We start from the raw sequence: 20,639 nt of genomic DNA on the forward strand, positions 1-20,639 counted from the left end.
GTGGAACTGTCTAAACTCTGTTGCTAACAATTTGCACATTTGGTATGCTTTTAGTGAAAAAGACGGCTTGAAACTGAGGGAATTTACAGGAATTTGTTGCATGATTTAGCTGAATATAAATTTTTTTATGAAGAAACGGGGAGTTTTCCATGAATGAAAGACAAGGTTTAATTATATACGTTCATCAATTAAAACATGCGAAGTCGTTAAGAAAGTATGGTCACGTAAATTTCATCTCCAGGAGATTAAAATATGTTGTGATTTATTGTAATCGAGACGAAATCGAAACATTAAAAAATAAAATACAACGCCTTCCGTTTGTGAAAGACGTTGTTGAATCATACCGTCCATTTGTTAAAAACGAATTTGAAAATGCAAAGCCGGATAAAGCAAAAGAATATGATTATAAAATAGGTTTATAATTTTTACTTATTGCATCGGTGGTATGTAACGATTTAATCTCAAAATACCAATTAAGTATTGATAATATTGATTTTTTTCCGAAAAGACAGATGAGTGTTTAATTTCAAGAATGTTTTCTTGCTGCTTAACATCTTGAATCGTTTGTTTAAATATCTCAATTCGCTTTGACAGTTTTTCCTCGCTATATGGAATCCCTTCGCGGCAAATATATATTGGCATGAATTTGCTTTCACCTGATGGTTTAAAAGCCACCGCTAGTGAAGCGACTGTATTGCCATCCTGAGTTGCAGTGAAAATAAATGCATTATGGAATCGATGCTCATTTGTTTTGACCAGTTCGCAAAGCTCATATATATCGCCATAGCCTTGACCGAGTTCGATAAATTGTTGAATCATTTTTTAGCACATCCTTTCTTTATAATAGTAACATGATGCAGGAGGTCAGGCACTTGAAAATTGCCGTTAGTATTTTTTCATTTTTAACGATACTAATCGGAACTATACTTTTTATGCAGTTCCAAGTTTATTCGGATAAAGTGGACTCGATTGAAAAAGGCTATCGTTATTCTCAGGAAATTGAAATTGTATATCGTGGCGAAAGCTTGGATGTTCGCCAGCATTTCAAAAATTTGCCGAATGAAGAACTAACGATTGAATGGCCGAAAGCTTCCATTAATCCTGATTGTTTTATAGAAAATGAACATAGCTGTGCACGTTTAAATGAAGACTCCACGAAGTTTAAAGCCGGAGAAACACGGGCACAATCGATTTCCTATGTCATTCCATTAAAGAACGGCTTACAGTCCCGTAAGCTTATGAAAAATGTCTTTGCTACTTTAAAAAACGGTGATGTTCAGTTCTCTACGGTGCATATTTCCACTGAAAAAGAAGTAAAAGGGCAGTGGGTAACAGGTTTGCCGTTAATCGGTAAGCAAAATTTGTCACTCGTCAACTATTCAATGTTTAGTGGGCAAGGTTCAGTGAAAGATCTGTTTTGGCAAGATGGGGACTTTGCGCTGCAAAATGAAGTAGGCGTTGTTTCCATTTATTCAAGAACCCCATTAAAAGCTGCATTTTATGAAAAGCTAGAAAAAGTCAACTTTTTAAGCAATGAACATCTTGCAATCATTAATGGCACAAATATAGATGGGGTTGATGGGTTCCGTATGCTTTTTGTGCCTAATGTAACAGTGGCGAAGGTCCAGCAAAAGGTCCTGATTACTCAACTGGAAGAATCCTATGATTTTGGTGACAGTCCGTATTGGCTGAAAGAATTAATGGCATCATTTTTGACGGATACTGTATTTGGTGGTGAGAAAACAAAAGAAGTCGCTGCTACAATTACTGCCCAATTAACGGATGTGCAACTGACGGATTGGCAAGAACGTTTACAGGAATTAGAAGGCGAAAAGATCAGTGGAGAACTGCTCGACAAGGAGCTGTCTGAAGTATTGGGAGCTTCTACGAAATATATTTCAATGAACGCACAATCTGAAAAATCCTATCCGTTTTTATATAATGACCCGCGGAATTTATACGTCAATTCGGAAAAGCAGCCTGCCGTTCAAGTTGTTTTAAAAGATGGCGAAGTATTGTACGGTGCAGATTTGCTGCTGGAATCAATCGGTTATGATGTAAGTATTGGAAAACATGGGTATTATGTAGTAAGTGAAACGCGTGAATTCAGATTCCCGACTGAACCTGGTTTTTATGTATTTAATCAGCGACGCTATGACACGGTATCTTTACCGGTTAAACAAGTTGCGGGCCAATATTTCATTGAGGAATCGTGGTTACAGCGTTTGTTTATAGTTGAAATTGAAAAGACGGAAGACCGAATTAATATTTCGGCGCCTTAAAAAATTACGGACACGATTTAGTAGGAAAGTTTGGTGAAAATCATGCGCGTTGTTGCAGGAGACAGAAAAGGGATGCCTTTAAAGGCGATTACAGGAAATACAACACGACCGACAACAGATAAAGTAAAGGAATCCATTTTTAATATGATTGGACCATTCTTTAATGGTGGTTTGGCGGTTGATTTATTTGCCGGGAGTGGCGGACTTGGTATCGAAACGCTAAGTCGCGGGGCAGATCATGCACTGTTTATCGAGAAAGATGCCCGTGCTTTCCAAGTGCTCCTGGAAAATATAAAAAAATGCCGTTATGAGGATGTATCTGAGCTATTTCGTACAGATGCGATGCGTGCGGTGAAGGCTTTATTAAAAAGAGATATCGTCATTGATTATCTATTTTTGGATCCGCCATATCACAAAAAAGAATATTATGATTTAGTCGAAACACTTGTTGAAGGCGGGAAGTTGGCGCATGATGCAATTATTATGTGCGAGCATTCAACGGAAGTCACGTTGCCGGAAAACTACGGCCGTTTTAACCTAGTTAGACAAGAAGAATACGGCAGTACGATCATTTCTATTTATCGTCACGAAGAGGAAGAGGGAGAAATCGTTTGACAGAAAAAATCGCAGTAGTACCTGGAAGTTTTGATCCGATTACGAATGGTCATATTGATATCATTCGCCGGGCAGCCGATGTTTTTGACACAGTATATGTCGCAGTATTAAATAACTCAGCTAAAAAGCCATTGTTTACAATTGAAGAGCGCACAGCCTTGATTAAAGAAGTGACAAAAGATTTGCCGAATATTCGAATTGAAACTTCTTCGGGACTGCTGATCGATTATGCCCGTGAAAAAAATGCGAAAGCCATTGTACGTGGTTTACGGGCTGTTTCCGACTTTGAATATGAAATGCAGATTACTTCGATGAACCGAGTGCTTGATGAAAATATTGAAACATTTTTCATCATGTCAAAAAATCAGTATTCATTTTTAAGTTCTAGCATCGTTAAGGAAGTAGCCAAATACGGCGGAAATGTAAGTGAGCTCGTACCAGCTCATGTTGAACAAGCACTAAACGAAAAATTCGCTAAATAAAAAAGAGCTTCTGTGAAGGATAACGTCCATACACAGAAGCTCTTTTTTGTATGCAATGGAGCTGTGCCCGCGGAAAATCTCCCGCCCGCAACTGTAATATACGCATATTATTAAAAAATCTTTTACAAAAACAGCAGGAAAAATAGAAGTGGGATCACAATGCTGTAAACAACACGCGTGAAAATATACGGACGAATCGCAATATTGGCAGATCGGGCAATTACGATTACTTGCAGGTGAATACTTAAACTCTGTGTTGTCAAAAATACGACAGTGAGAAATATAAGCATGTCGCCATAGAGTTGCTGGTGCAGCAAATGTAACCCGTTCGTCACCTCAAGAAAGCTGGCAATTCCAATTTCTAAATAGGTAGGAATTGATTTGAAAACCACTTCGACACTATGTAGAAACACTTGGTAAATCGTCGTAAAAAAAATGATTGTTGTTGCAACAATTAATATTGTAGGCGCACTTTCCTTGATACTTGATGTAAATGGTGTCGGGTCTTTAGGTGCTTTATGCACTTCTTTTGAAAGCGGAGTAGTAAATTTATATACGGCGATTAATAAAATGAATGAAAAGCTATGTAATAAAATTAAATATTGCCAGCTGAATGTTGTAGAATTTAATAAATCGCTTCCGACAAAACCGAATAAAAATAGCGGGCTTGGACAATGGCAAATGCCGAGCAAATAGGCGGCTTGCTGCTTTGTGATCGAATTACGTTTAACGAGTTGCGTAATTGTAGCAGCACCTGTAGGATACCCTCCGATGGCACTAATTCCGTAAGTTTGCAAAAAAACGATAAAGGGCGCATTGTTGTAAGAATGCGTCAATTTTAAAAGCCATGTCGTCAATACTAAATACGGCAATAAATATGGAAACAAAGCTTCCATAAATAGCGATACACCAATGTCTGCGCCTACATGTGTCATTTCCGGGAAAAATAATAATAAACTAATTAATGTAATACATAAAAGGATTGTCCAAATATTTTTCATCCTTTTCAATATTTTGTCATTCACTCGTTCAAATGCTACACTAATTGTATGCAATTGAAGTTTAAATTAGTATTTCAACTAATCGGCATGTAATTTTTAAGGAACGAATTTTGACATCAAACCGTCTTATAATTTGTTGGTACCTGACAAAAATTAGTCCTGCTACAATTATGCCAATGCGAAATCGATCAATTATAGAGGAGTCTAAATAAATGGGGAATAAAGGGAAAATAGCATTTGGCCTGTTTCTAATTATATTAATGGGTTTGTCTTTTTATAGGTTGGATTATTATATTACTAAACCGGGTGGTACATATAATGTAAGCGATTTTTTGGCGATACAAAATGGGGACCAGGACGATGAAGGTTCATTTTATATGACAACCGTTGCAATGGGGCAGGCAACTCCGTTAACTTATGCGATGGCAGCCTTCGCGAATTATTATGATATTGTAAAATTAACAGATGTGCGACAAGAGGAAGAAGATGACGAAGAGTATAATGTTCGTCAATTGAAATATATGACGGACTCCCAGTTTAATGCAACGTATGTAGCGTTCAATCGAGCCGGCCTTGATTATCAAGTGACGTACAAAGGTCTTTATGTATTGAATGTACTTGAAGATGGTGCGGCAGACGGACATTTAAAGCCGGGAGATGAAATTGTGGAAGTGGATAATGAGCGTATTGATAGTTTGGAGACGTTTCTTACTCTCATTACACCGAAAGTAAAGGGAGATAAGATTAATCTAGTTGTAAAACGTGATGGAAAACTTATTGACGAAACGTTGGAGATTAAAGAAATACCAGGTTCTGAAGGGCGTATTGGTATCGGTATTACCTATTCAGAAAGCAAATCAATCAAAACCGATCCGAAAGTGACCGTCAAAACAGAAGATATTGGCGGACCATCAGCCGGATTAATGTTTACACTAGAGCTGTTAAATCAGCTGATCGATGAAGATTTAACAAAAGGCTATGAAATTGCAGGTACCGGTGAAATGCTGGAGGATGGAACGGTAGGTCGAATTGGCGGTATTGAGAAGAAAATTGTTTCTGCGGATAAAGAAGGTGTTGATATTTTCTTTGCACCTGATGATGAAATAACAAAAGAAATGCTTGAGTATAACCCAAGCATTACTTCAAATTATGAGGTGGCAGCTCAAACAGCAAAAGCCATTAATTCCGACATGAAAGTCATTCCTGTTAAAACAATTGATGATGCCCTGAATTATTTAAACCAACTACAACCGAAAAATTAATAGCGAATAGGCGGAGTCTTATAATCTTCGTCTATTTTTTTATTTGAAAATTGCTGTATGCCTAATTGGTACATTTGGGTAGCGTGCAGGTCGATGGCCAATATAGGATCAATGACAGCTGCAACTCGGCTGATGAGCGGCAGCGAAAGGGACTTTTTAATACTTGAAATATATTGCTGTCCAGAAGGTGTCATGCCCAATATTCGAATATATGTAGGGCTTGAATAAGCATGTAACTGCTCTTTCGTGACCCCGGTATAAATATGTGTCAGCATTCGCTGGAGTCTTGTCCATGTATAACGCTTCGATTTTAACGCATTCATGAACTCCTCAAAGTTTGAACTCGTTCTTGCATATTTAATAAGTGAGTTTTCAAGTCCTTCAGATACGTCTGCATACTGTTTTAACTGCTGTGGCGTATGTCTTAAAATGGCATACTGCAAAAGTGGCCAAAAGCTTTCCCAGCTTGCAAAACGCCCATGTTCTGCCTGCCAGTGTCCAAGTTGATCAATACTTGGCCCGGGTAAATATTGTGTAACCTGCTCGAGAGACTTACCGCTGAACAATGCCTGACGAATCCCGGTAGCGCTTGCGATTTCGCTGTCTGTATCGATCGCATCATGATATCCTGCAGCGATTCGCTGAATGGTAGCAGGTCTCATAACTGTCTGTAGCTGCTCAATTGCTTCGACGTAATGGAAGCCTAGTATATTATTTGGTTGCCCTAAATCAATGTATGCATTCGGGGAAAGTTGTTTAAGCTGTTCATATGCCGTAAAAAGAGCTTGCGGGTAGCTTTTGCCTTGCTGAATTGTTTCTTTAATAATGGAGTTATAGAGTGTTCGGTTGCTTTCAATTAAGTGATAAGTGTTGAGAAACGGCGTGATGCTTCCTTGTTCGCTCCCAAATGCTAATGTCGTACATTGCATTGCTTCCAATAGTTGTACAGCACCAGAAGCAAAACCAGTTGCCTGAGCGGTGCTGAAAATATAAGGAAGTTCAATTACGACGTCAACTCCGCTTGCGAGTGCCATCTTCGTCCGGTACCATTTGTCGACGAGTGCGGGCTCTCCTCGCTGTAAAAATTGACCGCTCATAACAGCAACCGCAACATCACTGTTCGTTGTGCGCTTTGCTTCGTTTACGTGATGCAGATGGCCATTGTGAAATGGATTATATTCAACAACTATACCGACGGCTTGCATAAACTTCCCCCTTACGCTAAAATAGTTTTTTGTTCGCATCAATACGTTCGAAATGAATGTATCTTAGCAATATGTTAGAATTAATTTGATTATAAGCACGTTTTGTAATAGTGACAAGAAATTATCTTGACATCTTTTTTTATGGGCTATATAATAAACAGTGTTGTCTCGAGGTGATTAACGAATGAAATGGTCAATTCATCAATTATCAAAGTTTCGAAAAGACGGAATGCCGATTGATACAGTTGTTCAGTTGGATGAAGTAAAAAATCGTAACACCGATATACGTAACGTTTCACCCGTTCATGTAAAAGGGCTTTGTACTTTTGGTGCATCGCAAATGACTTGTCAATTAACGATTAGCACTACATTAACGCTTCCATGTGCACGCACATGGGAAGATGTTGAATATCCTGTGAACATCGAAACAGTAGAAGTTTTCAGCTGGGTCGATGAAGAAAATCGCGGGGATGTTGAGGGCGATATCCATTATGTTGATGGAGACGTTGTTGATATGAAACCAGTCCTGGAGGAATTAATTCTTCTTGAAGTGCCGATGCAAGTATTCAAAGAGGATACCGAAGGACAAGTGCAAGGCGGTAAAGGCTGGAACTATTCAACGGATGAAGATGTAGAAAAAGCTAAGGAAGTTGACGAACCAAAATTGGATCCAAGACTGGCTGCTTTAGCTAAGTATTTTGATCAAACAGATGAATAAATATCTGTAAGGAGGTGCCATCAATGGCTGTACCATTTAGAAGAACTTCTAAAACTGCAAAAAGAAAGCGTCGTACGCATTTCAAACTATCTGTACCTGGTATGGTAGCTTGCCCAAACTGTGGAGAAGCTAAACTATCTCACCGTGTTTGCAAAGCTTGCGGACAATACAAAGGTAAAGAAGTAGTAGCGAAATAATTCAGTATTTACGCTATATAAAGACTAGTTAAGAGACCATGGCTCTTAACTAGTCTTTTTTCTGTTTTTGCATAGAACCATTGTCAAAACATTAGCGCTCAACTATTATTAGAATAGTTTGATATATCGAAATAATTACTAAAGGGGATGGGCAAGTGGATTACTTAATTCAGAATGAAGATGGGATTCTAACATTTACGATTAATCGAGAAGATAAAAGAAATGCTATAAACTACGCGGTGATGGATGGTTTAAAGGAAGTTATTACATACATAAAAGAACATAATGGTGTGCGCTTCTTAGTTATAACAGGTGCCGGGGAAAAGTCATTTTGCTCGGGCGGGGACTTGTCGGAGTTTCATAGCTTGGAAACAGAAGAAGAAGCGTTTGGCATGCTGGGTAAAATGGGGAATATTTTATATGATTTAGCAACATTGCCTGTACCGACAATTGCTTTAATAAACGGAACTGCTGTTGGAGGAGGTTGTGAAATTGCGACAGCTTGCGATTTCCGCCTGATTTCCTCACATGCAAAAGCCGGCTTCATCCAAGGGACGCTTGCGATTACGTCTGGATGGGGTGGAGGAACATATTTGTTTGAGCGTGGACTGCGCCATGACCGTGCATTAAAAATGCTGGTAGACGCAAAACCATATGACGCGCAAACGTTATATGAGATTGGTTGGGCGATGCGTGTGTATATTGAAGGGACGAAAGAGCAGGCTCTTGCAGAATTTATTGAGCATATGGCTAAGATTCGTCCATCTGTCCATCAGGCATATAAAGAAATAGAATTAAGAAAATGGCGTGAGCGCAACATGTACGAGCGAGTGATGGAAGAAATCAGACTATGTGCAAAGCTGTGGGAATCCGAAGCCCACCACAAAGCTGTGCAGAACTTCCTCGAGAAGAAAAAATAATCCGTTAGCAGATTGCTTGAGTAATAATCTATATGAAGAACGTTGATTGGAATTGACGAGAAATGGAACGGGTGCTGAAATCGTCAAGTCCTGTGATAACGCATTCGTGACCAATATTGTGCTGGACTATAATTCGCACTGAAAATCAACTTCCCCTAGTTACGATGAAAACTATTTTTATCGTAACTTTTTTTGTTTTTAAGTCTATTTTGTTCATCATGGCATATAGTAGTAAAAAATATGAGGTGGTGCAACTGTGGAGCAAAAAAGAAGGAAAGATCAATGGACAATTGCAGATGATGAAAAGTTAGCTGAAATTGTGATTCAAACAGTTCAAAACGGACGTACACAATTAGAAGCTTTTGAGCAGGCAGCACAGGAATTAAACCGGACGAAGCAAGCTTGCGGCTTTCGCTGGAATAAAACATTGCGAGCGCAGTATGGACAGGTTTTGAACAGCGTCAGAAAGCGCCCGAAGCAATTAATGCGCAGTCACTTAAAATTGGCGTTATCTAGTTTTGAAGAATTGACAGAAGCGTATAACGATCTAGAAATGAAATATTCGGAATTGCAGTCAGAATACGACAAAATTACGAAGTGGTTACAACAAGGTGTAACTTTAACGAAAGGGAAACCGAGTTAAAGAAAACCCAACTATAAATAGAAATAAAATAATTTTTCGAGAAAATAATTGTAATTAATTTTAAGGCTACTTACAATAGAAGTAGAAACATAGCGCGAGTAGCGCAAATATCTTCTAACAAGGGGGCCTTTTGCATGGCAGAAGTAAAAGCACAGATGGCAGGGACAGTATTCGAGGTAAGTGTTAAAGAAGGAGACAGTGTGACAAAAGGGCAAACACTCATCATTTTGGAATCGATGAAAATGGAAATCCCGCATGAGGCAGAAGCGGATGGAACAGTAGCAAAAATTACTGTTGCTGAAGGAGATTTTGTTGAAGAGAATGATATCTTAGTAGAATTAGCTTAAGTGATGGAGGGAAGATAATGACACAGCCTACTTATAACGAACACTTACAGCATAAAACAGAAAAAATATACGCAGGCGGGCAACCTAAATATCACGAAAAGTTAAAAGAAACGAATAAACTTTTTGTCCGGGATCGCTTGAAGCAATTATTTGATGATGGAATTTATGAGGAAGATGCCCGATTTGCAAATTGTGAGGCCGGAGATTTGCCTGCGGATGGAGTTGTAACAGCTATTGGGCAAATTGATGGGCAAACCGTTTGCGTTATGGCAAATGACTCTACTATCAAAGCTGGGTCATGGGGTTCACGAACAGTTGAAAAAATAATCCGTATTCAAGAAACTGCGGAAAAGATGCAAGTACCAATGCTTTACTTAGTCGATTCTGCAGGGGCCCGTATAACAGATCAGCTTGAAATGTTCCCTGGGCGACGCGGGGCAGGCCGTATTTTCCATAATCAAGTACGTATGAGCGGAATGATTCCTCAAATATGTATTTTATTCGGCCCATCTGCTGCAGGAGGAGCCTATATTCCGGCCTTTTGTGACATCGTTATAATGGTGGACGGAAATGCTTCAATGTACTTAGGATCACCGAGAATGGCTGAAAAAGTAATCGGCGAAAAAGTTTCGCTCGAAGAAATGGGCGGAGCGCGTATGCACTGTACCGTTAGCGGCTGTGGAGATGTGTTGGCTGCGAACGAAGAAGAGGCAATCCGTGAAGCGAGGCGTTATATCAGTTATTTTCCTGCAAACTTTGCAGAATTCCCTCCGATTGATGAAACGAAGGTACCTAAAAGCGGGAGAACACTGGAAGAGATTATTCCTGAAAATCAAAATGCGCCATTTGATATGTATGAATGTATCGAACAGCTGATTGATGAAGACAGCTTCTTTGAAATTAAAAAGCTTTTTGCTTCTGAACTGATAACTGGGCTAGCGCGCATCGATGGGCAAGTTGTAGGGATTATCGCCAATCAGCCGAAGGTAAAAGGCGGCGTATTGTTTATCGATTCTGCCGATAAAGCGGCGAAGTTCATAACGCTTTGTGATGCATTCTCCATTCCGCTGCTATTTTTAGCAGATGTACCGGGCTTTATGATCGGTACAAAAGTAGAAAAGGCGGGAATTATTCGACATGGAGCAAAATTTATATCGGCGATGAGTTCAGCGACAGTACCAAAAATCTCGGTTATCGTTCGTAAAGCGTATGGAGCTGGCCTTTATGCGATGTGCGGACCGGCATTTGAACCGGATGCAGTAATTGCTTTACCAACTGCCCAAATAGCGGTAATGGGTCCTGAAGCGGCTGTAAATGCTGTTTATTCAAATAAAATCGAGGCGATTGAAGATCCGAAAGAGCGAATCCAGTTTGTGAAACAAAAAATTGAAGAATACAAGGAAGAAATCGATTTATACAAATTAGCTTCCGAGATGGTAATTGATGATATTGTCGCACCAAATCAACTGCGACATACATTAATTCAACGCTTTAATTACTATAATTCGAAACAAATTGTTTTACCATATCGAAAACATCCGGTATATCCAGTATAATAAATTTAGCTAAAGGTCTGTCTTGAAGGCAGACCTTTTTAATTCGAAATAAATTTGAGGTATAATATAATGCGAATTGAAATCATTGGTGCAGGTGCAGTTGGTTTATTAGTAGCAAGCTATTTTGCTGAAAAGAATATGGATGTGTACATTGTCGGGAAACCTGCGGAGAGAACTGTATTTAAGGACATCCAGATTGCTAGGACGAACTTGAATCAATCTGTTACGACCGTCAACGTTAAGTATATTTCTGCACTTACCAATAAAGCGAATTTAATCATTGTAGCTGTAAAATATGGACAACTTCATGAAGTGTATGCAAGTATGGAGCATGTAAACGAATCTATTCCATTATTATTTTTGCAGAATGGTTTAGCACATTATGAGGAAGTACTTGCATTAAGTAAAGCCCATATTGCATTTAGCTCGATTCAATTCGGGGCTCTTAAACTGTCACAGTATCATGTCGCCCATAAAGGGGAAGGTGTGATGAAAGTTGCTGTAGCAAAAGGGGATCACAGCAAGTTTGATTTCCTAAACGAACTTTCATCGTCCGGTCTGCCGATTGTATTTGAAGAGGATGCAGAAATGATGCTGATGGAGAAAGCGCTGCTGAATTGTTTTATCAATCCGTTAACCGCGATTTTGCAAGTGAAAAATGGACAGCTAATTACACAGAGCTATACATTGCAATTATTGAATAATTTATATAACGAACTCATAACGGCATTTCCGCAGTTTAAAGAATCGTTTCGGTTTGAACAAGTTATTGCACTTTGTGAAAGAACAGCAGGAAATACATCGTCTATGCTGGCGGATCGTCTCGCAAATCGCAGAACCGAAATTGATACTATAGCGGGAGCGATTTTGAAAAAAGCGGAGCAAAATGAGAAGGAATTACCTGTGTTACAAACACTTTATCATCTAGTGAAAGCATTTGAAGAGAGCGGTGAACAACTGTGATATTATTTTTTCAATATTTGGTGGCAACAATTATTGTATGTCCAATTATTGCTTTTATCACTGTGCTGCTCATATGCCGTAAGCTTCGAATAAAAAAACATAAGGCGATTGGCTTGGCGGCGGATATTACAACATTTCTTTTGTTTTTTTCAATACCAATTGCGTTACAAGGACTATGGAATATTGGTATATTAATGCCGATGCTAATTGTCGTACTCGTAATTGCGATTGTTTTTACATATGTTGATTGGCGAACGAAAAAAGAAATTGAAGTAAAGCCATTACTGAAAAAAGTTTGGCGCTTTTACTTTTTATTGTTCAGCATCACTTATTTTATAATTTGGATCGTTGGAATTACCCATTCAGTTATGATGTTTATGATGGCTGATTAGGTGGCTAGACTTTTCTTTTCTGTAAACTAGTATCCGGAGAAAAATAAAGCAACGCAGTAATAAAGGTAATTTCAAAATTGAGTAAAGAGAAGTAGAGGAGAATTTTCATGGAGCTAGAACAAATAAATTCACCAGTAACGAATAAGCTATTAGCGGACTATTGGTCGGAGAATGGCGATATCCATTCGTTTTTTGAATATAAATATAGTGAGGGAGCTTTTGATCAACGATTCGAGTATTTGAAAAATCGTACATATCGTTCGAAAGAGCTGGCTCAAATTATACGCAGTTATATGGAGCGGTATGGCATCCCGGAAAAAACGGGGCATCATTTAGATGAACTTGAGCAAGGTGCTGTAGTTGTAGTAGGTGGTCAGCAAGCTGGTTTGCTGACAGGTCCTCTCTACTCTGTTCATAAAGCGATTACGGTTATTCTGCTGGCGGAACAACAAAGGAAAGTACTAAATGCACCGGTTGTACCAATGTTTTGGATTGCGGGTGAAGATCACGATATAGAAGAGATCAATCATACGTATACAATGACAAATGGCGAAGTGAAAAAACGTGGTTACAGTGAACGTTCTAAGCTGAAGAAAATGGCTTCGACTACAGAATTGAATAAAGAAGCACTACAACAGTTTATTTTAAACGTATTTAAAGATTATGGGGAAACAGAACATACAGCAGACTTACTGAATAATGTTTTGAATCATGCAGATAATAGTGAAACATTTACTGATTTCTTTACGCTGCTGATGAATGATTTATTTAAAAAGCATGGCTTATTAATGCTGGATGCAACATATCGGCCGTTCAGACAGTATGAAAAAAACTATTTTGTCCAATTGATTGAAAAAAACGAATCGATCGCAACAGGTGTTGTAGCGCAGGAAAGAAAGCTTGCCGAGAAAGGCTATGCAATGCCGATCGAAGCTACGGAGCAAAATGCGAATTTATTTTACATTAAAGAAGGCGAGCGTTTTCTGCTGGAGCGCAGTGGAGGCCATTTTAAAAATGGGTCAGCCCATGCGAATTTTTCGAAAGAGGAATTAGTAGCTATTGCGAATGAGTCTCCTGAATTTTTAAGCAATAATGTTGTTACCCGACCATTGATGCAGGAAATGGCACTCCCGGTACTAGCTTTTGTCGGCGGTCCCGGTGAACTTGCTTATTGGGCAACTTTAAAGCCTGCATTTGATACACTGCAGCTGCAAATGCCGATATTTGCGCCAAGGCTCAGCATTACGCTTGTTACCCGTCAAGTTGATGCATTACTGGAACAAAAAGAGCTGTCTGTAACGGATGTGCTGTCAGGTAAGGTCGATGAACACTTAGCGCAATTTGTGGATAGTGTGAAAGACGAGCAAGTAACGCGCGCGATTGAGCAGATGCAAAAACAGATGGAAGAGCAGTATGAACAACTGACGAGCTATCTGCAGCATGGTAACTATCATGTGGAAGATTTATTGGAGAAGAATAAAAATTACCATGAGCGTCAATTCCAATATTTACGCTCGAAACTGGAACAGCAAAATATAGAAAAGCATGAAGTTGCAATTCGCCAATACAAAACGATCCAGTCGCTATTATATCCGAATGGTAGTTACCAGGAGCGTTTATACAACCCTTATTTGTTTCTAAATACCTATGGGGAAAAGCTGATTGATGATTTATTGGAGTTACCTATGAGTATTTCCGTGAAACACCAACTTATTACCTTATAAATAACAAGAGTTATCTCATATGTAGATAACTCTTTTTTGTGTCTTTTAGCACCGAACGTATGTGTGAGAATATGCTCATTTACGTAATTTCGTTTTATTGTTATGAGAAGCAAGGAATTTGGTGGTAGAAAGTGGGGGGATGTGGTACATTATTTATTAAAGTGGGGTGAGTAGCATGTTCATGGGAGAATATCAACATTCTATCGATGCAAAAGGCCGTATGATTGTCCCTGCAAAGTTTCGAGAATCACTTGGAGAACACTTTGTAATAACTCGCGGGCTAGATCAATGCATTTTTGGATATCCTATGGATGAATGGCGAAAACTCGAAGATAAATTAAAGGATTTACCGATGACCAAAAAAGATGCTCGTGCATTTGCGCGATTTTTCTTTTCTGGGGCAACAGAAGTTGAAGTGGACAAGCAAGGCCGAATTAATATTCCGTCTACACTGATTGGATACGCTAATCTTGAAAAAGAATGCGTGATATTAGGTGTATCGAGTAAAATTGAAATTTGGGCGAAAGAATCTTGGCAGCAATACTTCGAGCAATCGGCGGAATCATTTGATGAAATCGCAGAAAATCTGATTGGCTTTGATTTTTAAATTTTTTAGTAGTAGTTGGAAAAATTTAAAGCAATGGTCACTATTACAGAACCGACATGAACTCTTAATCCGGGTGTAATAGTACCGACACGTAATTGAATTAATATTAAGAGGTGCTTCAAACTATGTTCGATCATACAACCGTATTATTGAGAGAAACTGTTGATGGGTTGAACATCAATCCGGATGGTATTTATGTAGACTGCACATTAGGTGGTGCAGGTCATAGTGAGTACCTTGTACAACAATTATCAGAAAAAGGCCGTTTAATTTGCTTTGACCAGGATACAACGGCTATTGAAAACGCAAAAGTACGATTAGCCGATTATTTAGATCGCGTTATATTCGTACACTCAAATTTCCGCTATTTAAAAGAAGAATTACACAAACTGAACATTCATCAAATAGATGGGATTTTATATGATTTAGGTGTTTCATCACCACAACTAGATACACCAGAACGCGGATTTAGTTACCATCATGATGCACCGCTCGATATGCGAATGGATCAGACTGCAGAACTGAGCGCATATCATGTTGTGAATGAATGGTCATACGAAAATCTTGTTCGTATTTTCTTCCGTTACGGAGAAGAAAAATTTTCTAAACAAGTTGCGCGCAAAATTGAACAAGCCCGTGAAATTGCTCCTGTTGAAACAACGGGTCAATTAGTAGAGCTTATAAAAGATGGTATTCCAGCCCCAGCACGTCGCAAAGGTGGACATCCTGCAAAGCGAATCTTCCAGGCTATTCGAATTGCTGTAAATGATGAATTAGGTGCAGCGGAAGATTCTTTAGTAGATGCAATCGATTTATTGAAAATTGGTGGTCGTATAAGTGTGATTACATTCCATTCATTAGAAGACCGCTTAACAAAAACACTGTTTAAAGAGGCTTCATCATTGCCGGATTTACCTCCCGGATTACCGGTTATTCCAGAGCATATGAAACCAGTACTTAAATTAGTGACAAGAAAACCGATTTTACCATCAGACGAGGAGTTAGCTGCGAATAATCGTTCACGTTCAGCAAAATTGCGCATCGCTGAAAAAATTAACGATAAAGGACGTGGGTAAAAAATGGCAGTAAGAGCAAGGCAAACTTATATACAACAGCAGCCAGAACTACCTCAACATCAGCAGCAGGAACAAAGACTGCCGGTTCAGCAGAAAAAACGCAAACCAAAGTATTTTTCGGCACAGGAAAAGTTTTTGTTCCTAGTATTTGCAATCGTAGTAGCATCTTTCGCTATTTCCATATTACATACTCAAGGAGAAATCCAAACACTCAGTATGGAAATCCAAAAAATCGAACGCGACATAACTGAAGTCAATAACAATAATACAGATTTAAAAGTACAAGTAAGTGAACGCTCCACTCACCAACGTATTTGGGAAAAAGCGAAAGAACTCGGATTAACACTAAATGAGAAAAATGTGAAAGTAGTGCCGGGAGAATGAAAAAGAGAAGATTTCGTTACCAGATAGGAGCCTTTCTAATGTTTATATTCTTTGGAGGGCTCTTTTTACTATTATATTGGCGTTTTGCATCAATCCAGGCGACAGGGATGGTAAAAGGGCATGAATTGGAAGAAGAAGCATTATCAAGGTACGAAACTGGATATGTGTTATCGGCAGACCGTGGGAAGATTCTGGACCGCAATGAAAATGTGATTGCCGAAGATACATTAAGCTACCGTCTTGTAGCGGTAATTAAAGAATCGGCAACAGAAAACAAAAAAAATCCAAGGCATGTCGTCGATAAAGCTGAAACAGCAAAGTTATTGGCGCAATACATTCCGATGGATGAAGAAAAAATTTATGAACGGCTAAACCCATCCAAAGATTTATATCAAGTCGAGTTTGGACTGGCAGGGCGCGGCATCAGTCATGAAGTGAAAAAGAAGATTGAAGAGCTTGATCTGCCTGGCATTCTATTATACAGCGACAAAAAACGCTATTATCCGAACGGTGCCTTTGCCTCTCATCTTATAGGTTTTGCATTGCGTGAAACCGATGATGACGGGAATTCGTCGGTTGTCGGGAAAATGGGGCTTGAATATATTTATGACAAGCAATTAACGGGAACCGATGGTAAGTTAACCTACCAGCGAGATGCTCGTAACTATTTATTGCCAAGCAGTGATAAAGTCGTACAGGAAGCACAAGACGGGAACGATATTTATTTGACAATCGATAAAACGATCCAAAACTTCCTGGAAGAAGCAATGACGCGTGTCAACGATCAATATAAGCCGCAGTCTATGGTTGCTGTCGTAGCGAATCCAAAAACGGGAGAAATCTTGGCGATGTCACAACGACCAACTTTCAATCCTGACACGCGTGAAGGATTAGATGGCAACTGGCTAAATGATGTTGTGGAAAATACAATTGAACCGGGTTCCACATTTAAAACATTTACGGTTGCAGCCGCAATCGATTCAGGGAATTGGCATCCGAATGCAACGTACCAGTCAGGGCAGTATAAAGTTTATAACGATACAATACGGGATCACAATAGATACGGTTGGGGCCCGATTTCCTATTTACAAGGTATTCAACGCTCTTCAAATACGGCGATGACGAACTTGCTTGATATTATGGGCTGGGAAACGTATGAAAGCTATTTAAAGGAGTTTGGTTTCGGTCAAAAAACAGGCATTGATTTACCGAATGAAGCGAGCGGCATTATTAACTCGCGCTATCCTTTGGAAAAGTATACGACGACATTCGGTCAAGGTTCGACTGTTACACCGATTCAGTTAATACAAGGGGTAACGGCCGTTGCGAATGACGGGAAAATGATGCAGCCATATGTAATCGATAAAATTGTTAATCCGAACACTGGTGAGGTTTTAGTAGATTCAGAGCCTACTATGAAAGGTGAACCGATTTCGGCCGAGACAGCGCAGCAAACGCGTGAAGTTCTAGCTTCTACTATATACGGAGAAGTCGGGAATGCGAAACGTTTCCAGATTGACGGCTATAAAGTAGCCGGAAAAACAGGAACTGCCCAAATGCCAAAAGCAAATGGAATTGGTTATGACTGGGGGAAAAATGAATTCCTTTATTCATTTTTAGGAATGGCTCCAGCGGAAGATCCACAGCTGGCTGTATTTATTGCAGTTGCAAAGCCAAAACTAGGTGCAACCGAAATAGGTTCTGACCCAGTTTCACAAGTTTTCAATTCAGTTGTACTGAACAGTTTGAAGTACATGAATATCAATCCGTCGGACGTAGCAGAAGTGGAGACGACAAAGATTGACGATTATGTAGGCAAGCAGACAGATACTGTCATGACTCAACTGGAAGCAGAAGGACTGGTACCAGTAATAATCGGTCAAGACGGAGAAATTACAGAACAGTTCCCTGCAGCAGATGCATCATTAACAAGTGGGAGCATCGTTTTCTTAAAGACAGATGGAGAAATTACATTACCATCGTTTAGTGATTGGTCACTACGTAATTTACTTGTTTATAAGTCACTATCCAAACTGCCGATTGAAATTGTCGGGGAAGGTTATGTTGAAAGCCAAAGTGTTTCTCAAGGGACGCCAATAACAGATGATTCACCGATCGTCGTCAAGCTAAAAACCCCTGAGGAGAAGCATTTGACCCCTCCGGCAGAGGATATGGAGCTGGAAGAAGAGCAAGACGAAGAATTTAGTGAAGAACTTCCACAAGATTAGAGAGATTTGAATACAAACTTCATCTTTAACATACGTTGTTTTAGGTGAGGTGTCATATTATGAAATGGGTAACTACAAAATCTAAAAAACGTTTAACATGGATCGCCATCGCACTTGTATTATACGGCGTGGCGATTTTTGTTAAATTAGTATCCGTTCAAATTATTCAGTATGATGAGCTTTCGACAAAGGCAAAAGAAAACTGGGACAGGGAAATTCCGTTCCATACACAGCGAGGCGAAATTACTGACCGAAACAATGAAGTAATTGTAACGAATAAACTTGCCCCGACTTTGTACTTCATGCCTTCACAAAACGAAGATAAAGAACAAGCAGCAGATGCCATTGCAAATGTGCTCAATAAGGATCGAGCCAAAATATTGAATAGACTGCTGCAAAGAGTATCCCTAGTAAAAATTGCTCCAGAAGCTAAAAACATCACTTATGAGCAAGCGGAAAAAATCCAGCAGCTCCAAATTCCGGGTTTATACAGTGGTGTCGATTATGTAAGGTCTTATCCGCACGGAAATTTGCTTGCACGCTTTTTAGGGTTTACAGGTGCTGATAACCAAGGTTTGGCAGGAATCGAATACGAATATGATGAATTACTAAAAAGTTCGGATGCAGCCATTCGGTTATTTACTGATGCAAAAGGGAATGCATTGGAGCATGTAGATGATGAATGGAAAGACGGAAAAGACGGTGCGACAATTCAGCTGACAATTGATTTAAAACTTCAGAAAATTGTCGAACGAGAATTATCACAGGCAATGCTGGAATATGATGCAGATCAGGCATTGGCCATTGCAATGAATCCAAATAGTGGTGAAATACTGGCGCTTGCATCATTCCCGACATACGATCCAATGAAATTTTCGGAAGTAGAGCCAAGTATATATAATCGTAACCTTCCTGTATTTATGTCTTATGAACCGGGTTCCACATTCAAAATTATTACGCTCAGTGCTGCTATTGAAGAAGGTGTAGTCAACATGGAGGAAGAACATTTTCATGATCAAGGCTATACAATGGTCGAGGGGGCACGATTGCGCTGTTGGAAACGAGAAGGACATAAAGACCAGACTTTTTACGAAGTTGTACAAAATTCCTGTAACCCTGGTTTTGTAGAGCTAGGGCAACGAGTAGGTTCAACTAAGTTGCTTGAGTATATTCACAAATTCGGATTCGGGAAAAAAACGGGCTCTAACATTGCCGGCGAATCATCAGGTATATTATTTTCAAAAGAAGCATTTGGTCCGGTAGAGCATGCTACGACCTCTTTTGGTCAGGGTGTTTCCGTTACGCCGATTCAGCAGATGCAGGCAGTCTCAGCAGCAATTAATGGCGGGACATTATATACGCCATATACGGTTTCGAAAATACTGGACTCCAAAACAAATGAAGTTATTATGGAGCAAGATCCTGAAGCAAAAGCGCAGGTCATCAGTGAAGAGACATCGGAAAAAGTGCGTCATGCATTGGAGCTTGTAGTTGCAAAAGGTTCTGGTCGCCAGGCATTTCGTGACGGTTTACGCATTGGTGGCAAAACAGGGACAGCGCAAAAGGTGGAAAACGGCCGCTATAAGGACGGAGACTATATTGTATCGTTCATCGGTTTTGCGCCGGCCAATGATCCGGAAATTATCGTGTATGTTGCGATTGATAATCCGAAAAGTTCCTTGCAATTCGGAAGTGTTATCGCTGCACCGATTGTAGGTCGCATTATTGAAGATGCAGCACCGCTGTACAATATCGAAAAGCAAAAAGATCAAATAGAACGGGATTACGTTTGGGGCGATGAATTGACTGAGCGTACACCAAACTTTATTGGAATGACAAAAGAAGAAGTAATTCCACATTTATATCCTTATAAGATCGAATGGCACGGAGAAGGCGAAAAAGTAATTCAGCAAGTTCCATCAGCTGATAGTCTTATTATCCAAAGTGGTAGTGTTCATTTATATTTAGGAAATTAAATTGGATTTCCGTCTTTCAAAATGCAACTAAAACAACTATTATAGTGAAGGACGTTTTTTC

Annotated in this window: 22 protein-coding genes; 19 read left to right on the plus strand and 3 right to left on the minus strand. The window is 39.4% G+C overall.

Annotated features, from left to right (window positions below):
• The first annotated feature begins 149 nt into the window (after positions 1 to 149).
• The gene (locus ABS917_RS00370; protein WP_008403430.1) at positions 150 to 422 is read left to right on the plus strand and encodes a YlbG family protein; all 273 of its coding nucleotides are present in this window, start codon (positions 150 to 152) and stop codon (positions 420 to 422) included.
• A gap of 7 nt (positions 423 to 429) precedes the next feature.
• On the opposite strand, the gene ABS917_RS00375 is transcribed toward ABS917_RS00370, so the two are convergent.
• Positions 430 to 819 (minus strand): DUF7147 family protein, encoded by a 390-nt coding sequence (locus ABS917_RS00375; protein ID WP_350477171.1) that lies wholly within the window; start codon positions 817 to 819, stop codon positions 430 to 432.
• Positions 820 to 872: 53 nt separating this feature from the next.
• On the opposite strand from ABS917_RS00375, the gene ABS917_RS00380 reads away from it, so the two are divergent.
• The 3 genes from ABS917_RS00380 to coaD are packed head-to-tail and all read left to right on the plus strand — an operon-like array spanning position 873 to position 3,379.
• Complete coding sequence (locus tag ABS917_RS00380; protein WP_350477172.1) at positions 873 to 2,282, plus strand: RNA polymerase II; 1,410 nt, start codon at positions 873 to 875, stop codon at positions 2,280 to 2,282.
• 42 nt (positions 2,283 to 2,324) lie between these two features.
• Complete coding sequence (gene rsmD / locus ABS917_RS00385) at positions 2,325 to 2,897, plus strand: 16S rRNA (guanine(966)-N(2))-methyltransferase RsmD (protein ID WP_350477460.1); 573 nt, start codon at positions 2,325 to 2,327, stop codon at positions 2,895 to 2,897.
• Positions 2,894 to 3,379, plus strand: coding sequence for a pantetheine-phosphate adenylyltransferase (gene coaD / locus ABS917_RS00390; protein WP_350477173.1), 486 nt, complete (start codon positions 2,894 to 2,896; stop codon positions 3,377 to 3,379). The genes rsmD and coaD overlap by 4 nt, the downstream gene beginning before the upstream one ends.
• A 122-nt stretch (positions 3,380 to 3,501) precedes the next feature.
• Here the strand turns inward: coaD and ABS917_RS00395 are convergent, their stop codons facing one another.
• The gene (locus ABS917_RS00395) at positions 3,502 to 4,380 is read right to left on the minus strand and encodes a hypothetical protein (protein WP_350477174.1); all 879 of its coding nucleotides are present in this window, start codon (positions 4,378 to 4,380) and stop codon (positions 3,502 to 3,504) included.
• 212 nt (positions 4,381 to 4,592) lie between these two features.
• Between ABS917_RS00395 and ABS917_RS00400 the strand changes: the two genes are divergently transcribed.
• Positions 4,593 to 5,642, plus strand: a complete 1,050-nt coding sequence (locus tag ABS917_RS00400) for a SepM family pheromone-processing serine protease (RefSeq protein WP_350477175.1) — start codon at positions 4,593 to 4,595, stop codon at positions 5,640 to 5,642.
• Here the strand turns inward: ABS917_RS00400 and ABS917_RS00405 are convergent.
• Positions 5,639 to 6,847, minus strand: coding sequence for a nucleotidyltransferase (locus tag ABS917_RS00405; RefSeq protein WP_350477176.1), 1,209 nt, complete (start codon positions 6,845 to 6,847; stop codon positions 5,639 to 5,641). The two genes, ABS917_RS00400 and ABS917_RS00405, sit on opposite strands and share 4 nt — an antisense overlap.
• Positions 6,848 to 7,031: 184 nt before the next feature.
• Between ABS917_RS00405 and ABS917_RS00410 the strand changes: the two genes are divergently transcribed.
• From ABS917_RS00410 to ABS917_RS00475, 14 genes are all read left to right on the plus strand, one after another.
• Positions 7,032 to 7,565, plus strand: coding sequence for a YceD family protein (locus ABS917_RS00410; RefSeq protein ID WP_350477177.1), 534 nt, complete (start codon positions 7,032 to 7,034; stop codon positions 7,563 to 7,565).
• 23 nt (positions 7,566 to 7,588) lie between these two features.
• On the plus strand, positions 7,589 to 7,762 hold the full coding sequence (gene rpmF, locus ABS917_RS00415) for a 50S ribosomal protein L32 (protein ID WP_008403415.1): 174 nt from the start codon (positions 7,589 to 7,591) through the stop codon (positions 7,760 to 7,762).
• A gap of 155 nt (positions 7,763 to 7,917) precedes the next feature.
• Positions 7,918 to 8,682: an enoyl-CoA hydratase/isomerase family protein gene (locus tag ABS917_RS00420; protein WP_350477178.1), complete on the plus strand. Its 765-nt coding sequence runs from the start codon at positions 7,918 to 7,920 to the stop codon at positions 8,680 to 8,682.
• Positions 8,683 to 8,938: 256 nt separating this feature from the next.
• A complete protein-coding gene (locus ABS917_RS00425; protein ID WP_350477179.1) occupies positions 8,939 to 9,325 on the plus strand; it encodes a transcriptional regulator in 387 nt (128 codons plus the stop codon).
• Positions 9,326 to 9,459: 134 nt separating this feature from the next.
• The gene (locus ABS917_RS00430; protein ID WP_079524997.1) at positions 9,460 to 9,672 is read left to right on the plus strand and encodes an acetyl-CoA carboxylase biotin carboxyl carrier protein subunit; all 213 of its coding nucleotides are present in this window, start codon (positions 9,460 to 9,462) and stop codon (positions 9,670 to 9,672) included.
• Positions 9,673 to 9,689: 17 nt separating this feature from the next.
• A complete protein-coding gene (locus ABS917_RS00435; RefSeq protein ID WP_350477180.1) occupies positions 9,690 to 11,228 on the plus strand; it encodes an acyl-CoA carboxylase subunit beta in 1,539 nt (512 codons plus the stop codon).
• 69 nt (positions 11,229 to 11,297) lie between these two features.
• Positions 11,298 to 12,191 carry a ketopantoate reductase family protein gene (locus tag ABS917_RS00440; RefSeq protein ID WP_350477181.1) on the plus strand — a complete coding sequence of 298 codons (894 nt, stop codon included), beginning with the start codon at positions 11,298 to 11,300 and terminating at the stop codon, positions 12,189 to 12,191.
• Positions 12,188 to 12,583: a DUF3397 domain-containing protein gene (locus ABS917_RS00445; RefSeq protein ID WP_350477182.1), complete on the plus strand. Its 396-nt coding sequence runs from the start codon at positions 12,188 to 12,190 to the stop codon at positions 12,581 to 12,583. The genes ABS917_RS00440 and ABS917_RS00445 overlap by 4 nt, the downstream gene beginning before the upstream one ends.
• Positions 12,584 to 12,690: 107 nt before the next feature.
• Positions 12,691 to 14,307, plus strand: coding sequence for a bacillithiol biosynthesis cysteine-adding enzyme BshC (bshC, locus tag ABS917_RS00450; protein WP_350477183.1), 1,617 nt, complete (start codon positions 12,691 to 12,693; stop codon positions 14,305 to 14,307).
• A 175-nt stretch (positions 14,308 to 14,482) separates the two neighbouring features.
• Positions 14,483 to 14,914 (plus strand): division/cell wall cluster transcriptional repressor MraZ, encoded by a 432-nt coding sequence (gene mraZ / locus ABS917_RS00455; RefSeq protein WP_014824545.1) that lies wholly within the window; start codon positions 14,483 to 14,485, stop codon positions 14,912 to 14,914.
• A gap of 125 nt (positions 14,915 to 15,039) precedes the next feature.
• Complete coding sequence (gene rsmH / locus ABS917_RS00460) at positions 15,040 to 15,990, plus strand: 16S rRNA (cytosine(1402)-N(4))-methyltransferase RsmH (RefSeq protein ID WP_350477184.1); 951 nt, start codon at positions 15,040 to 15,042, stop codon at positions 15,988 to 15,990.
• A gap of 3 nt (positions 15,991 to 15,993) precedes the next feature.
• On the plus strand, positions 15,994 to 16,374 hold the full coding sequence (ftsL, locus tag ABS917_RS00465; protein ID WP_350477185.1) for a cell division protein FtsL: 381 nt from the start codon (positions 15,994 to 15,996) through the stop codon (positions 16,372 to 16,374).
• Positions 16,375 to 16,412: 38 nt separating this feature from the next.
• The gene (locus tag ABS917_RS00470) at positions 16,413 to 18,602 is read left to right on the plus strand and encodes a penicillin-binding protein (RefSeq protein WP_350477186.1); all 2,190 of its coding nucleotides are present in this window, start codon (positions 16,413 to 16,415) and stop codon (positions 18,600 to 18,602) included.
• A 59-nt stretch (positions 18,603 to 18,661) separates the two neighbouring features.
• Positions 18,662 to 20,578, plus strand: a complete 1,917-nt coding sequence (locus ABS917_RS00475) for a penicillin-binding transpeptidase domain-containing protein (RefSeq protein WP_350477187.1) — start codon at positions 18,662 to 18,664, stop codon at positions 20,576 to 20,578.
• Positions 20,579 to 20,639 lie beyond the last annotated feature (61 nt).

This window comes from Solibacillus sp. (assembly GCF_040273735.1).
In the GTDB taxonomy this organism is placed as follows: domain Bacteria; phylum Bacillota; class Bacilli; order Bacillales_A; family Planococcaceae; genus Solibacillus.